This is a genomic window from Thermus sp. KWY1 (assembly GCF_057547025.1).
In genome coordinates this window covers 44,299-57,428 of record NZ_BAAJPG010000018.1, presented here as the reverse complement: position 1 = coordinate 57,428, position 13,130 = coordinate 44,299, and the positions used below count along the sequence as shown (strand labels likewise).

General features: G+C 63.7%; 14 protein-coding genes and 2 tRNA genes. 11 read left to right on the top strand and 5 right to left on the bottom strand.

The genetic code is table 11. The features are described from left to right. Positions 1–134: 134 nt before the first annotated feature. Positions 135–1,166, bottom strand: coding sequence for a zinc-binding dehydrogenase (locus tag AC27GT_RS05905; RefSeq protein WP_487223694.1), 1,032 nt, complete (start codon positions 1,164–1,166; stop codon positions 135–137). Positions 1,167–1,297: 131 nt separating this feature from the next. On the opposite strand from AC27GT_RS05905, the gene AC27GT_RS05900 reads away from it, so the two are divergent. The 9 genes from AC27GT_RS05900 to ttuA all read left to right on the top strand — a co-directional run bounded on the left by AC27GT_RS05900 (position 1,298) and on the right by ttuA (position 10,505). Beyond that, on the top strand, positions 1,298–3,049 hold the full coding sequence (locus AC27GT_RS05900) for an ABC transporter substrate-binding protein (RefSeq protein WP_487223693.1): 1,752 nt from the start codon (positions 1,298–1,300) through the stop codon (positions 3,047–3,049). A gap of 55 nt (positions 3,050–3,104) precedes the next feature. Further along, positions 3,105–4,088, top strand: a complete 984-nt coding sequence (locus AC27GT_RS05895) for an ABC transporter permease (protein WP_487223692.1) — start codon at positions 3,105–3,107, stop codon at positions 4,086–4,088. Between the two features lie 9 nt (positions 4,089–4,097). Further along, positions 4,098–5,456 (top strand): ABC transporter permease, encoded by a 1,359-nt coding sequence (locus AC27GT_RS05890; protein WP_487223691.1) that lies wholly within the window; start codon positions 4,098–4,100, stop codon positions 5,454–5,456. A 72-nt stretch (positions 5,457–5,528) separates the two neighbouring features. After that, on the top strand, positions 5,529–6,548 hold the full coding sequence (locus AC27GT_RS05885; RefSeq protein WP_487223690.1) for an ABC transporter ATP-binding protein: 1,020 nt from the start codon (positions 5,529–5,531) through the stop codon (positions 6,546–6,548). Then, positions 6,545–7,528, top strand: a complete 984-nt coding sequence (locus AC27GT_RS05880) for an ABC transporter ATP-binding protein (protein ID WP_015717842.1) — start codon at positions 6,545–6,547, stop codon at positions 7,526–7,528. Before AC27GT_RS05885 ends, AC27GT_RS05880 begins: the two co-directional genes overlap by 4 nt. 48 nt (positions 7,529–7,576) lie before the next feature. Further along, positions 7,577–8,203: a CBS and ACT domain-containing protein gene (locus AC27GT_RS05875; RefSeq protein ID WP_028494248.1), complete on the top strand. Its 627-nt coding sequence runs from the start codon at positions 7,577–7,579 to the stop codon at positions 8,201–8,203. Beyond that, positions 8,197–9,324 (top strand): acetoin utilization protein AcuC, encoded by a 1,128-nt coding sequence (locus AC27GT_RS05870; RefSeq protein WP_487223689.1) that lies wholly within the window; start codon positions 8,197–8,199, stop codon positions 9,322–9,324. The genes AC27GT_RS05875 and AC27GT_RS05870 overlap by 7 nt, the downstream gene beginning before the upstream one ends. Before the next feature lie 4 nt (positions 9,325–9,328). Further along, positions 9,329–9,550 (top strand): MoaD/ThiS family protein, encoded by a 222-nt coding sequence (locus AC27GT_RS05865; RefSeq protein ID WP_487223688.1) that lies wholly within the window; start codon positions 9,329–9,331, stop codon positions 9,548–9,550. Further along, positions 9,540–10,505 (top strand): tRNA-5-methyluridine(54) 2-sulfurtransferase, encoded by a 966-nt coding sequence (ttuA, locus tag AC27GT_RS05860; RefSeq protein WP_487223687.1) that lies wholly within the window; start codon positions 9,540–9,542, stop codon positions 10,503–10,505. The genes AC27GT_RS05865 and ttuA overlap by 11 nt, the downstream gene beginning before the upstream one ends. Before the next feature lie 32 nt (positions 10,506–10,537). Here ttuA and AC27GT_RS05855 read toward each other — a convergent pair. Further along, positions 10,538–10,614: transfer RNA gene (locus tag AC27GT_RS05855), tRNA-Val, on the bottom strand. A gap of 6 nt (positions 10,615–10,620) precedes the next feature. Continuing rightward, positions 10,621–10,695: transfer RNA gene (locus tag AC27GT_RS05850), tRNA-Cys, on the bottom strand. A gap of 83 nt (positions 10,696–10,778) precedes the next feature. Here AC27GT_RS05850 and AC27GT_RS05845 point away from each other — a divergent pair. Together AC27GT_RS05845 and AC27GT_RS05840 are read left to right on the top strand one after the other, a co-directional pair. Then, positions 10,779–12,212, top strand: coding sequence for an ATP cone domain-containing protein (locus AC27GT_RS05845; protein WP_487223686.1), 1,434 nt, complete (start codon positions 10,779–10,781; stop codon positions 12,210–12,212). Continuing rightward, positions 12,205–12,543: a hypothetical protein gene (locus AC27GT_RS05840; protein ID WP_487223685.1), complete on the top strand. Its 339-nt coding sequence runs from the start codon at positions 12,205–12,207 to the stop codon at positions 12,541–12,543. The genes AC27GT_RS05845 and AC27GT_RS05840 overlap by 8 nt, the downstream gene beginning before the upstream one ends. Here the strand turns inward: AC27GT_RS05840 and AC27GT_RS05835 are convergent. Together AC27GT_RS05835 and AC27GT_RS05830 are read right to left on the bottom strand one after the other, a co-directional pair. Beyond that, positions 12,516–12,812 carry a hypothetical protein gene (locus AC27GT_RS05835; protein WP_487223684.1) on the bottom strand — a complete coding sequence of 99 codons (297 nt, stop codon included), beginning with the start codon at positions 12,810–12,812 and terminating at the stop codon, positions 12,516–12,518. The two genes, AC27GT_RS05840 and AC27GT_RS05835, sit on opposite strands and share 28 nt — an antisense overlap. Then, on the bottom strand, positions 12,812–13,126 hold the full coding sequence (locus AC27GT_RS05830; RefSeq protein WP_487223683.1) for a hypothetical protein: 315 nt from the start codon (positions 13,124–13,126) through the stop codon (positions 12,812–12,814). The genes AC27GT_RS05835 and AC27GT_RS05830 overlap by 1 nt, the downstream gene beginning before the upstream one ends. Positions 13,127–13,130: the final 4 nt, after the last annotated feature.

Below are 13,130 nucleotides of genomic sequence, written 5' to 3'. Positions count from 1 at the left end.
ATTCTACCCTTAAGGAAACCCTATGGGCGGCGGCTTCCGGTTAGGGACAAAGGTCTTGACCCCATCCCATAATCTTCGCCCTATGGTCCGCCAGCTTACTACGGAGGTGGGATCTTTCTCCCGCCTGGAGAAGACTAGTCCACCCGTAGCACCACTTTTCCAAAGACGCGCCGCTCCTCCAGGAGGCGGTGTCCCTCCGCAGCCTCCTCCAAGGAAAGGACCTGCCCCACCACGGGCTTTAGCCTTCCCTGTTCCACAAAGCGCAGGATGGGGAAAAGACGGCTTTTGGAGCCCATGGTGGAGCCCAGGATGGAAAGTTGCCGGAAGAACACGTGGGCGAAGGGAAGGGTGCCCTCGTATCCCGAGGAAGCCCCGGCGATGGCAATCCTGCCCCCATTGGCCGTGGCCCGGATCACCCCTTCAAAGTAAAGGGCCCCCGTGTGGTCCACCACCTTGTCGGCGCCCTTCCCGCCGGTTAGGCGGCGCACCTCCTTGGGCCAGTCGGGGTGGGTGTAGTTCACGGTTTCATCGGCTCCCAGCTCCTTGGCCTTCCTGAGCTTTTCCTCCGAGCCTGCGGTGGCGATGATCCGGGCCCCGAAGAGCTTGGCGATCTGAATGGCGGCCACACTCACCCCACTACCCGCCGCCATGACCAGAACATCCTCGCCAGGCCGCACCTGGAGTTTGTCCACCACCATCTGCCAGGCGGTGAGGAAGGTCAGGGGGATGGCAGCGGCCTCTTCAAAGGAAAGGTTTGGTGGCTTCTTGAGGAGGTTTGCCTCGGGTACCACCAGGTACTCGGCGTAAGCTCCAAAGCGGTGCTCGCCCAGTATCTCGTATTTGGGGCAGAGGTTATCTTCCCCCGCCAGGCACCGCTCGCAGTGACCACAGGAAAGGCCGGGGTTGACCACCACCTCGTCCCCAGGAGCAAAGCCCGTTACCCCAGGCCCCACTGCGTCCACCACCCCTGAGGCATCGGCCCCCAGGATGTGGGGTAGAGGAAGCTTGGGGCTGGCCACTCCCTTGCGCACCCAGATGTCCAGGTGATTGAGGGCTGCGGCTTTGACGCGGATCCTTACTTCCTTGGGACCGGGTTCAGGGGTGGGCACCTCGGCCACCTTTAAGACCTCTGGACCCCCTCGAGCCTCCATGACCACTGCTTTCATCACCACCTCCTTATGGAGGGGATTTTTCCACGTGCTGGCACCGGGGTCAAGCTAAAGGGGTAGCATCCTTGACAGGGTTCAGAGAAACCGGGTACCCTGATCAGCGTAAGGAAGGGGAGGAGGTAAACGCTATGAGGAAAGTCTTAGCGGTATTGGTGGGGGCCATGGCCCTGGCAGGTGTGGCCGGTGCCCAGACTTTTGTCTGGCCGCAGAAGTGGACGGTGGCCAAGCCCTCCGAGGTCAAGAGGGGCGGTACCCTGCGGGCAGCGGTTATCTCCGACTACCGCACCTTTAACCCCTTTATCACCGCAGAGGCGGGGAACGTTCCTGACATCATCTCCGGAGGTAGGGGCCTGGTGACCCGGGATCCCACCACCGGGGATTGGATTCCCTACATGGCCGAGTCCTGGACCGTCAGCCCCAACAAGCTGGAGATCACCTTCAAGATCCGCAGGGGCATGAAGTGGTCCGATGGCAACCCCATCACCGCTGACGACTGGATCATGACCTGGCGCATCCACACGGATAAGGCGGTGGGGTCCAACAGTTACGACTCCTTCTTCATCGACGGCAAGCCCATCACCCTGCGCAAGATTGACGACTACACCATCCGCTTCATCTATCCCAAGACGGATGCGCAAGCCTTTGCCGTGGCCAGCTTTGCGCCCTGGCCAGCCCACATCTTCGGGCCCGTCTACCAGAAGGAAGGGGCAGAGGGCATCAAGAAGATGTGGACCCTGAACGAGAAGCCGGAAAACATTGTTTCCGGCGGGCCCTGGCTCATTGAAAGCTACCGCCCGGGTGAGCGCCTGGTCCTGAAGCGCAACCCCGCCTTCGGGGAGTGGAACAAGGACGAGGCGGGGAATCCCCTGCCCTACCTGGACCGATATGAGATTAAGATAGTCAAGGACGTCAACGCCCAGGTGGCAGAGTTTCTGGCGGGGAATATTGACTGGATTACACCCCCTACGGTGGATCATGTTTCCCAGATTCGCCAAGCCATCCAGCAGGGCCGCCTGGACGCCACCATCAAGGTGAACGCCTCACCGGCGGCCAGCAGCCAGTTCATGGTCTTCAACTGGAACAAGGCCTCGGATCCCTTCAAGCAAAGCCTCTTCCGCTCCGACAAGTTCCGGCGGGCCATGAGCCACATCGTGAACCGCCAGGCGGTGATCGACATCGTCTACGGTGGCCTGGGCACCCCCATGTACACCAGCGTCTACCCCGTGCTCACCCAGTGGGTGAACCCCAAGGTGCCCAAGTACGAGTACAACCTGCAGCAGGCGGCCAAACTCCTGGCGGAGCTGGGCTTCACCAAGAAGGACAGGGAAGGCTACCTGGTGGACTCCAAGGGCCGGAGGCTTGAGTTCAACCTTTCCACCAATGCCGGCAACAACCAGCGGGAGCAGATCGCCAAGCTCATTGTGGACGAGGCCAAGAAGGTGGGGGTCAAGGTCAACTTCCAGGCCATAGACTTCAACACCCTGGTGGGCCAGCTCCTCTCCTCCGGCCCCGACCGGCCCTTTGACGCCATCATCATCGGCCTCTCCGGCGGTGGCCTGGACTGGCCCTTCGGTTCCAACGTGGTGCCCTGCAAGGGCAACCTGCACATGTGGAACAAGTCCGGCCAGTGCCTGGACCCCAGGGAAACCCAGCTGGATGCCCTTTACTCCCGTGGCCGCACCGAGCTGGACTTCAAGAAGCGGGTGGAGATCGGCTACCGCATGCAAGAGATTGAGGCCCAGCTCCTTCCCGTCATCTACATCGCCGGGCCCAACTACCACCCCGCCTGGAACAACCGCCTGGGTGGGGAGCACCCCGATGCCATCATCAGCAGCATCTGGGGCCAGCGGGAGCTGGAGCTGACCTTCATCAAGAAATGAGCTAGCTGTAGAGTATCCCCGGGGTCTATCGGCCCCGGGGATACTTTGGGAAGCCATGACCGCATACATCCTTCGCCGAATCCTGTACCTGATCCCCACCTTCTTCGGGGCTACCTTCCTGGCCTTCCTCATCATCCAGCTGGCCCCGGGGGATTACCTGACCCAGCTGGAGCTGGATCCCAAGGTAACCCCGGAGACCATCGCCCGCCTTAGGGCCCAGTTCGGCCTGGATCGCCCCATCTACGAGCAGTACCTGCTTTGGATGGATAACCTGTTGCACCTGAACCTGGGTTATTCCTTTGCCTATCAGGCTCCGGTGCTGGAGGTGATCTGGCCTCGAGTGGTGAACTCCATGGTAATCGTCATCCCCTCCACCCTTCTTCTGTACCTGGTGGCCATTCCCGTCGGGGTCTACGGGGCGGTGCGCCAGTACTCTTTGGGTGACCGCCTCCTCTCCTTTCTGGCCTACATCGGGCTCTCGGTGCCCAGCTTTTTCCTGGCGCTCATCGCCATCTACGTGCTTCTCCAGATCAAGTTCCGCACGGGTACCCTTATCTTTCCGGTTTCCGGCATGACCAGCAGCGGCTTTGAGCAGATGCCCCCCTTGCGCCAGATCCTGGACATCGCCTGGCATGCGGTGGTGCCTGTGCTGGTGGCCACCGCCAACGATATTGCCGGGCTTTCCCGCCTCATGCGGGGACAGATGCTGGAGGTCCTCTCCCAGGACTATATCCGCACGGCCCGGGCCAAGGGCTTGGCCGAGCGGGTGGTCCTTTACAAGCATGCCTTTCGCAACGCGGTGATTCCCTTTGTGGCCACCTTGGGCGGGCTTCTTCCCAGCCTGATCTCGGGAGCGGGATTCGTGGAGGTGGTTATGGCCTGGCCAGGTATTACCCCCTTTTTCCTGGACGCCATCGCCAACCAGGACCTTTACGTGATCGCCGGTTTTCTCACGGTGAGCCTGGTCCTCTTGATGATCGGCAACCTCATCTCCGATCTCCTCCTGGCCTGGGTGGACCCCAGGATCCGCTACGAATAGGGGTGATCTGTGGAACGCCTTTCGTCTTCTACCACCCGAACCCAGCTGGTTTTGCGCCAGTTTCGCAAGCACCGCCTGGCGGTCTGGGGCGGGCGCATTCTTCTGGTACTTTACCTGATGGCCGCCTTCGCCGGGTTTTTCAGTCCCTACGATCCCAACTACTATGAGCTCTATCCCCCCAAGGGGAACCACCCGCCCACCCCAATCCACTTTGTGGACCCCGAAACGGGAAGGCTCAGTCGGCCTTTTGTCTACGCCACCAAACGCAGCATTGATCCGGTAACCCTCCAGCCCCGTTACGAGGAGGATCCATCCCAGGGCAAGTTCTACCTGCGCTTTTTCGTGCGAACCCCCGACCAGCCCTACACCGTCTTCAAGGTGTTCCGCTCCGACCTAAGGCTCTTTGGGGTGGATCCCCCGGGGCGCATCTTCCTTATGGGTACGGATAACTTTGGCCGGGACCTCTTCAGCCGAATCGTCTACGGGGGGCAGGTATCCCTTACCATCGGTATCCTTTCCGCTTTGGTTTCCTTCGCTCTGGGGCTCTTGCTGGGGGGCATCGCCGGCTACTTTTCGGGGCGGCCCTTTGCCCTTTCCCTCCCCCCTCGAGCCTGGCGCGGCTGGAGCGGGGTGCTGGGGCTTGTGGGCCTTCTTCTCTGGCTGGCGGTGGCCGCTGGCGTTCTTTTCTTGGCCTGGTCCTTTGTGCGGCTCAGCCCTGGCAAGGGTGTCTTTTCCCTGGCGGTGGATGGGTTCGTCCTGCTCCTGGGTTTTGGGGGAGCCCTTCTTATCCTTTGGAAGGTTTTCCGGGAGCCTTTGAAGCTCGATCCTGACGACCTCATCATGCGCACCGTGGAGATCATCGCCGCCATCCCCAGCCTTTTCCTCCTCATCTCCTTGCGGGCGGTGTTTCCCACCAATATCGATCCTCTCATCACCTTTTACCTGGTGGTGGGGCTTTTGGGCTTCATCGGCTGGGGGGGGTTGGCCCGGGTGGTGCGGGGGATCGTCCTCTCCGTGCGGGAGATGGACTACGTGCAGGCGGCCAGGGCCTTGGGGGCTTCGGATGGGCGCATCATCGCCCGCCACATCCTGCCTGCCACTGCCAGCTACGTGATCGTGAGCCTCTCCCTGACCATACCCGGCTTCATCCTGGGGGAAAGCGGGCTTTCCTTCCTGGGGCTTGGGGTCACGGAGCCCTACACCAGCTGGGGCCTTCTCCTGCAGGCGGCCCAGCAGGGGGGGTTTGCCTCCTTCACCGACCGGCCCTGGGTGCTGTGGCCCGGGTTCTTCATCTTCCTTTCCGTGCTGTCCTGGAACTTCCTGGGCGATGGCCTGCGGGATGCCTTGGATCCCAGGCGGAGGCAGTAGGCCCTTCTCTTTTGACCCGGTATGGCGTATAACGGATGAGGTGTTTAGACGGCAGTGCCCAAAGGAGTACGCATGGACGAAAAGCGGTTACTGGAGGTGAGAGACCTTAAAGTCCAATTCTTCACCGACGACGGGGTGGTGAAGGCGGTGGACGGGGTTTCCTTCCATGTGGACAAAGGGGAAACCCTGGCGGTGGTGGGGGAGTCGGGTTCCGGGAAGAGCGTGACGGCCCTCTCCATCATGCGGCTCATTCCCACGCCTCCGGGTAGGATCGTGGCCGGGGAGATCCTTTTCCGCGGCAAGGACGGGGAGCTCCGGGACCTGACCAAGCTGTCCGAGGCGGAGATGCGGAGGATCAGGGGCAACGACATCGCCATGATCTTCCAGGAGCCCATGACCTCCTTAAACCCCGTGTACACGGTGGGGGACCAGATCGCCGAGGCCATCATGCTCCACCAGGGGAAAAGCCGCAAAGAGGCCATGGAGCTTGCGGCCCACATGCTGGATCTGGTGGGGATCCCTGAGCCCAAGAAGCGGCTTGCCAACTACCCCCACCAGATGTCCGGGGGGATGCGGCAAAGGGTGATGATCGCCATGGCCCTTTCCTGCAATCCCTCCCTCCTCATCGCCGACGAACCCACCACGGCTTTGGACGTGACCATCCAGGCCCAGATCCTGGAGCTCATGAAGAAGCTCCAGGAGGAGATCGGCATGAGCATCCTCTTCATCACCCACAACCTGGGGGTGGTGGCGGAGATGGCGGACCGGGTGGTGGTGATGTATGCGGGGCGGGCGGTGGAGGAGGCGGACGTGGTGCCCCTTTTCAAGGACCCTCTGCACCCCTATACCCGGGGGCTTCTGCACTCCGTGCCCCGGCTGGACCTGGCGGCGGAGCGGAGGGAGCGCCTCGAGGCCATCCCCGGCAATGTGCCCAACCCCTTGTACCTGCCCCCCGGTTGCGCCTTCCACCCCCGGTGCAAGCACTACGTGGAAGGCCTTTGCGACCGGGAGGTGCCACCCCTGGAGGACACGGGTGACGGCCGCCAGGTGCGGTGCGTGCGCTGGCGGGAGATCCGGGAGGTGCGGGCATGAACGGCAACCATGTCCTCCTGGAAATCCGGGACCTGAAGAAGCACTTCCCCATCCGCGGCGGCATCCTCTCCCGGGTGGTGGGGAGCGTCAAGGCGGTGGACGGGGTTTCCTTTGCCATCAAGAAGGGGGAGGTCCTGGGCCTGGTGGGGGAGTCGGGAAGCGGCAAGACCACGGTGGGCCGGACCCTGCTCCGCCTCATCGAGCCCACGGGGGGGCGCATCCTCTTCGATGGGCAGGACATCACGGACCTGCCCAAGGACAAACTCCGCCCCTACCGCCGCCGGATGCAGATCATCTTCCAGGACCCCTTCAGCTCCTTGAACCCCCGCATGACCGTGGGGGACATCATCGCCGAGCCCCTCATCATCCACGGGATCGGCAAGACGCCCCAGGAACGCACGGAAAGGGTGGCGGAGCTCTTAAAGCTGGTGGGGCTTTCCCCGGACCACATGCGCCGCTACCCCCATGAGTTCTCGGGCGGCCAGAGGCAAAGGATCGGCATCGCCCGCGCCCTTGCGGTGGCCCCGGACTTCATCGTGGCGGACGAACCGGTTTCCGCTTTGGATGTATCCATCCAGGCCCAGGTGGTGAACCTCCTCCAGGACCTTAAGGAGGAGCTGGGCCTGACCCTCCTCTTCATCGCCCACGACCTGGCGGTGGTGGAGTACATCTCCGACCGGGTGGCGGTGATGTACCTGGGCAAGGTGATGGAGGTTGCCTCCTCGAAGGAGCTTTACCGCAATCCCAAGCACCCTTACACCGAGGCCCTGCTCTCGGCGGTGCCCATCCCCGACCCCACGGTGAAGCGAGAGAGGATCGTCCTCCAGGGGGATATCCCTTCGCCCATCAATCCCCCTTCCGGATGCGTGTTCCGCACCCGCTGCCGCTATGCCCTCCCCGAGTGCGCCCAGGTGGTGCCGGAGCTTAAGGAGGTGGCTCCCGGCCACTATAAGGCCTGCATCCGGGACGACATCTTGTAGGTTTTGGGGAGAAGGCCCCGGCGGATCCCGCCGGGGTATACTATTTTCATGTTGGTCCAGGACGTGATGCGCTTCCCCGTGATCACGGTGGAGCCCGGGGTGACCCTCGAGGAGGCCTACCGCCTCCTTTTGGAGAAGGGCATCCGTCACCTGCCGGTGATGGAGGAGGGAAGGCTGGTGGGGATCATCACCGACCGGGATATCCGCCTGGCCACCAGCCACCTAAACCCCAAGGGGCCTTGCCCAGGGTGCACCCGCGTGGCGGAGGTGATGACCCAGGAGGTGGTCACCGCCCATCCTCTGGATCCCGTGGAGGAGGCCGCCCGGGTGATGCGGGAAAGGAAGATCGGCTCCCTGCCCGTGCTGGAGGATGGCGCTTTGGTGGGGATCGTCACGGGGATTGATCTTTTGGATGCGCTCCTTAAGCTCACCGGGGTCACGGAGCCCTCGGGCCGCCTCGAGGTGCGCCTCCCCGACCGCGTGGGGGAACTGGCCCGGCTCACGGGGTTTTTGGCGGGCCGGGGGATCAACATCCACTCCCTCCTCTCGTATCCAGAGGATGGGGATAGGGTGCGGGCGGTGGTGCGGGTGAATACCTTGGAAACCCACCTTCTTGCGGAGGGGCTACGCCAGGAGGGGTTTGAGGTGCTCTGGCCCCCCAAGAAGCCATGGTGATCTACCGGGACGAGTACCGCCTGTACAACTTCGGTCCCAGCCACCCCTTCAGCCCGGTGCGCCTGGAGATGCTCACCTCCCTTCTTCAAGCCCTGGGGGTGTGGCGTGAACCCCTGATCCCAGGGGAGGCCACCCGGGAGGACGTGCTTTCCGTGCATTCCGAGCGCTTGGTGAAGCGGGTGGAGGCGGCAAGCCGGGGGGAGAGGGTGCCCGATTTGGAGCATTACGGCTTGGGCACGGGGGACACCCCGGTCTTTCCCGGCATGGACCGGGCAGCCAGGATCTTGGTGGGGGGCACCCTGGAGGGAGCCCGGCGGATCCTGGCCGGGGAGAAGCGGGTGCTCCAGCTGGGCGGGGGTCTACATCACGCCCAGTACGACCGCTCCAGCGGCTTTTGCGTGTACAACGACCTATCCGTGGCCATCCGCCACCTGACCCGCGCTGGGCTTCGCGTGGCCTACTTGGATATAGACGTCCACCATGGGGATGGGGTGCAGTGGATCCACTACGAGGAAAAGGAGGTCCTGACCCTGAGCTTCCACGAGTCGGGGCGCTACCTTTTCCCGGGCACGGGCCACGTGCACGAGATCGGGCGGGGAGAAGGGGTGGGGAGGAAGCTCAACCTGCCCCTGGAGCCCTTCACCGAGGACGAAAGTTACCTGGAGGTCTTTGAGGCCCTGGTGCCCTGGGCTCTTGGGGCCTTCCGCCCGGATGTGCTGGTGGTGCAGGCGGGGGCCGATGCCCACTTCTTGGACCCCCTGGCCGACCTTCTCCTCACCACCCGGGCCTATGCCCGCATCTTTCCCCTCATCCTGGAGTACGCCGAGGCCTATGCGGGGGGGAGGGTGCTTTTCACCCTGGGGGGTGGGTACAGCCTGGACGCCACCGTGCGGGTCTGGGCCCTTCTCTACCACGTCTTCCATGGCCTTCCTCTTCCCGAGCGCCTGCCGGAAGGGTGGCTTCGAGAGTGGGAGGCAAGGCTTGGCAAACCCCTTACCCCCACCCTGCACGATCCCGAAGCACCTTACCCGGAGATTCCCAGGAGGCAGGAGATAGAGAAGCGGAACCGCCTTACCCTGGAAAGGCTCACGGAGTTGGTGCGCCCCCACCTGGTACACTAGCGGGATGAAGCTGGTGTTGCGCCTTCCCGAGCGCAAGGAGGTGGAGGTCAAAGGGGATAGGCCCCTAAAGGAGATCCTCCTGGAGCTGGGCTTGAACCCGGAAACGGTGGTGGTGATCCGGGGGGAGGAGCTCCTCACCCTGGACGAGAGGGTGAGAGAAGGGGAGACCCTCGAGGTCCTCTCCGCTATCTCCGGGGGGTGGGGTGAAGGCGGCCATGGTGTGTAAGGTTTGCGGCGAGAAGGCCCAGGTGGAGCTTCGGAGCAGGGGCTTTTCCCTGTGCAAGGAGCACTACCTGGAGTGGTTTGTCAAGGAAACCGAGCGGGCCATCCGCCGCCACAGGATGCTTCAACCGGGCGAGCGGGTTTTGGTGGCAGTTTCCGGGGGTAAGGATTCCCTGGCCCTCTGGGATGTGCTTTGGCGGCTCGGCTATGAGGCGGTGGGGCTTCACCTGCAGCTCGGAATCGGGGCTTACTCGGAAAGGAGCCTTGAGGTTACGCAAAGCTTTGCCCAGGACCGGGGCCTCGAGCTTTGGGTGGTGGACCTGCGCCAGGCCTATGGCTTTGGCGTTCCGGAGCTGGCGGAGCTTTCGGGGCGCGTGGCCTGTTCCGCCTGCGGCCTTTCCAAGCGGTACATCATCAACCAGGTGGCGGTGGAGGGGGGCTTTAGGGTGGTGGCCACCGGCCACAACCTGGACGACGAGGCGGCGGTCCTCTTCGGCAACCTCCTGAACCCCCAGGAGGACGCCCTGGTCCGCCAGGGGCCGGTGCTTCCCGAAAAGCCGGGCCTGGCCGCCCGGGTCAAGCCCTTCTTCCGCTTTAGCGAGCGGGAGGTCCTCTCCTACACCCTCCTGAGGGGGATCCGCTACCTGCACGAGGAGTGCCCCAACGCCAAGGGGGCCAAGAGCCTCCTTTACAAGGAGGCCCTGAACCTGGTGGAGCGGGAGATGCCCGGGGCCAAGCTGCGCTTCCTGGAGGGTTTTCTGGATAGGATCCAGCCCCGCCTGCAGGCGGCCGAGGAGGTGCAGCTGCGGGAGTGCGAGCGCTGCGGCTACCCCACCACGGGGGCGGTCTGCTCCTTCTGCCGCATGTGGGATGCGGTGTACCGCCGGGCCAAGAAGCGGCGCCTTCTCCCGGAGGAGGCCGAGTTCCACCCCCTGGCGCCGGTGGCGCGCCCGGGATGAGAAAATCCCCCGGGGCTGGCCCCGGGGGTTCTTGGTGGGCGCGAGTGGACTTGAACCACCGACCCCTACCGTGTCAAGGTAGTGCTCTGGCCACCTGAGCTACGCGCCCATGCTTTGGAGGCGCCGGCCGGATTCGAACCGGCGAATGGAGGTTTTGCAGACCTCTGCCTTACCACTTGGCTACGGCGCCAAGCCGTAAGTCAGGATAGCACGCTGGGAAAAAGGCTGTCAAGAAAGCCCCTTCCTGAAGGGAAGATGCTATGATGCCAGAGAGTGGCTGAGGTCTTTGTGCGCTTAAGGCGAGGCCGGTGGCCTCTTTCCAAAGGGCTTTTGGTGGAGGCCCTTCTGCCGTTGGGGGTGCCCCTCGAGGCCGCCCAAGCCGTGGCCCACACCGTGGAGGAGCGGCTGAAGGCGGAAGGGCAGCTGGCCGTGCCCCCTAGGGTCCTGCGCAAGGTCTTCCTGGAGGAGGTGGCCCGGGCCCTGGGGGAGGAGGTGGCGGATAGGCTTTCCAGGCAGACCCTTCCCTTTGAGGAGATCCTGGTGCTCCAGGGGAGGAAGCGCCGTCCCTTCTCCAAAGGGCTTCTGGCGAGGAGCCTCGAGGAGGCGGGCTTTTCCTTGAAGGAAGCCCACGACCTGGCCAAGGAAGTGGAAGGGCACCTCAGGCAGGAAGGGATCAGGCAGATCTCCGCCCGCCGCCTGGAGGAGGTGGTGGCCCAGGTGGTGGGCCGGGCCCTGGGTAAGGGGGCTCGCAGGCGCTACCTCCAGCGCCAGGCCTTCGCTGGGGAGCTTTTCGTGGAAGAGGAAAGCGGCGAACCCCGGATGCCTTTTTCCAAAGGCATCCTGGCCCAGTCCCTGATGGGCATTGGGTTCTCCCCAGAGCGGGCGTACCGGCTGGCCCGGGAGATGGAAAAGGCCCTGCGCCAGGAGGGGCGGAGGGTGATCCGGCGGAATGAGCTTCGGGAAAGGGTGTACCAGGCCCTTCTAAAGGAAGCGGGGGAGGAGGTGGCCAGGCGGTACCTGCTCCTTAGAAGCCTGAGGCGAAGCGCCCGCCCGGTGCACATCCTCATCGGTGGGGTGACCGGGGTGGGGAAGAGCGTGCTGGCCTCGGCCCTGGCCTACCGCTTGGGCATCACCCACATCGTTCCCTCCGATGCCGTGCGGGAGGTCTTCCGGGCCTCCCTTTCCCAGGACCTCCTTCCCACCTTGCACCTTTCCACCTTTGAGGCCTGGAAAGCCCTTCTGCCGGACCTGAGCGGGGAGGAAAGCCATGAGGTGCGGGTGATGCGGGGCTTTTTGGACCAGGTGGCCCGGGTGGCGGTGGGCTTGCGGGCTATTCAGGAGCGAAGCGCCCTCGAGGGGACCTCCATCGTTTTGGAAGGGGTTCACGTGGTCCCCCGTTACCTGGAGCATCCCTACCGGGAACGGGTCCTCACCGTGCCCATGCTGGTGGTGCTTCAGGACGAGAAGCTTCACCGGGACCGCTTTCTCCTTAGGGACCGGGAGACGGCCCACGCCCGGCCGCAGGAGAAATACCTCACCCACTTCGCCGAGATCCGCCTCATCCAGGAGCACCTCCTCCGCTGGGCCCAGGAGGAGGGGATTCCCGTCATCCCTGGCGAGGATCTGGATGAGGCGGTGGAGAAGGCCTTGGAGGTCCTGGTGGCCTACCTGGAGGCCCATAGCTCCCGGGAGGTGGCCCGTGCTTGAGGTGCTGGGGTTTTTGCTCCTCCTCTTCCTGGCCTTCCGCTGGCAGAACCGCCTTCCCCTCTGGGCCTTGGGGGTCTGGGTCAATCTCATCTGGTTTGTGTATCAAAACGAGCTGGGCTCGGGGTGGCTGGCCTACCTGAGGGGCCTGGGTGCAGGAATCTTCCTGGCGGCGGGGTACGGCAGGCCGGGATTGGCCTGGGCCCTCACCCCTTGGCCCCTCCTCCTCTACCTGCGCTTGGACGTCCGGGAACTCTTCCTTTACCTGCCGGCCCTGGGAGAGGGAATGCTCCTTGGGGCTCTCCTCTACCTGGTGGGCTTTCGCAAGCGGTAGACCAGATAGGGAAGGCCTACCCCCAGGGCACCCCCTGTGAGGAAGGGGATGGGGTGGCCGAAGAGGAGCTGAAGGAGGAAGAGCAAGGCGAAAAGCCCCACAAAGAAGGGCACAAGAAAGGGCTTCTCCCCATAGGCGACGCCCATGGTGCCCACGAAGAGGCCCACGGCCAGGGCCATTCCCTCCTGGTTGGGGCGCAGGAAGAGAAAGTAGGCGTAGGCGGCCACACCCAGGAGGGCCAGGCTTTGGGATAGGCGGTTAGGGTTCATCAGGTCCAGTTAACGCGCTTGACCAGTACCTGGGAAAGAACCAGGGCCACCCCGCCCCAGGCCACCTGGGGCTCCTGCCCCAAAAAGCCCATGACCGCGGAGAAGACCCCCGCCACGAGAAAGAAGGGGACGTACTTAGGGTTTACGGTGAGGCCCAGGACGAAGGCCACCAGGAACCCCGCCACCCCTGGGGGAAGGGTGGCTCCCAGGACCATGAAGAAAAGCATGAGGGCAATGGTGATGGCCCCTGCCAGGTAGTAGGCTCCGGGGAAGGGTTCCTTGGGCTTTTTGGGGGTGCTTTTGGCCTCGGACATGGCC

Bases quoted from the DNA above. Each gene is read 5' to 3' on its own strand.
- AC27GT_RS05865 (WP_487223688.1), top strand. From the start codon at position 9,329: ATGAAGCTGGTGTTGCGCCTTCCCGAGCGCAAGGAGGTGGAGGTCAAA.
- ttuA (WP_487223687.1), top strand. From the start codon at position 9,540: ATGGTGTGTAAGGTTTGCGGCGAGAAGGCCCAGGTGGAGCTTCGGAGC.
- AC27GT_RS05900 (WP_487223693.1), top strand. From the start codon at position 1,298: ATGAGGAAAGTCTTAGCGGTATTGGTGGGGGCCATGGCCCTGGCAGGT.
- AC27GT_RS05885 (WP_487223690.1), top strand. From the start codon at position 5,529: ATGGACGAAAAGCGGTTACTGGAGGTGAGAGACCTTAAAGTCCAATTC.
- AC27GT_RS05905 (WP_487223694.1), bottom strand. From the start codon at position 1,166: ATGAAAGCAGTGGTCATGGAGGCTCGAGGGGGTCCAGAGGTCTTAAAG.
- AC27GT_RS05870 (WP_487223689.1), top strand. From the start codon at position 8,197: ATGGTGATCTACCGGGACGAGTACCGCCTGTACAACTTCGGTCCCAGC.
- AC27GT_RS05875 (WP_028494248.1), top strand. From the start codon at position 7,577: ATGTTGGTCCAGGACGTGATGCGCTTCCCCGTGATCACGGTGGAGCCC.
- AC27GT_RS05830 (WP_487223683.1), bottom strand. From the start codon at position 13,126: ATGTCCGAGGCCAAAAGCACCCCCAAAAAGCCCAAGGAACCCTTCCCC.
- AC27GT_RS05835 (WP_487223684.1), bottom strand. From the start codon at position 12,812: ATGAACCCTAACCGCCTATCCCAAAGCCTGGCCCTCCTGGGTGTGGCC.
- AC27GT_RS05895 (WP_487223692.1), top strand. From the start codon at position 3,105: ATGACCGCATACATCCTTCGCCGAATCCTGTACCTGATCCCCACCTTC.
- AC27GT_RS05880 (WP_015717842.1), top strand. From the start codon at position 6,545: ATGAACGGCAACCATGTCCTCCTGGAAATCCGGGACCTGAAGAAGCAC.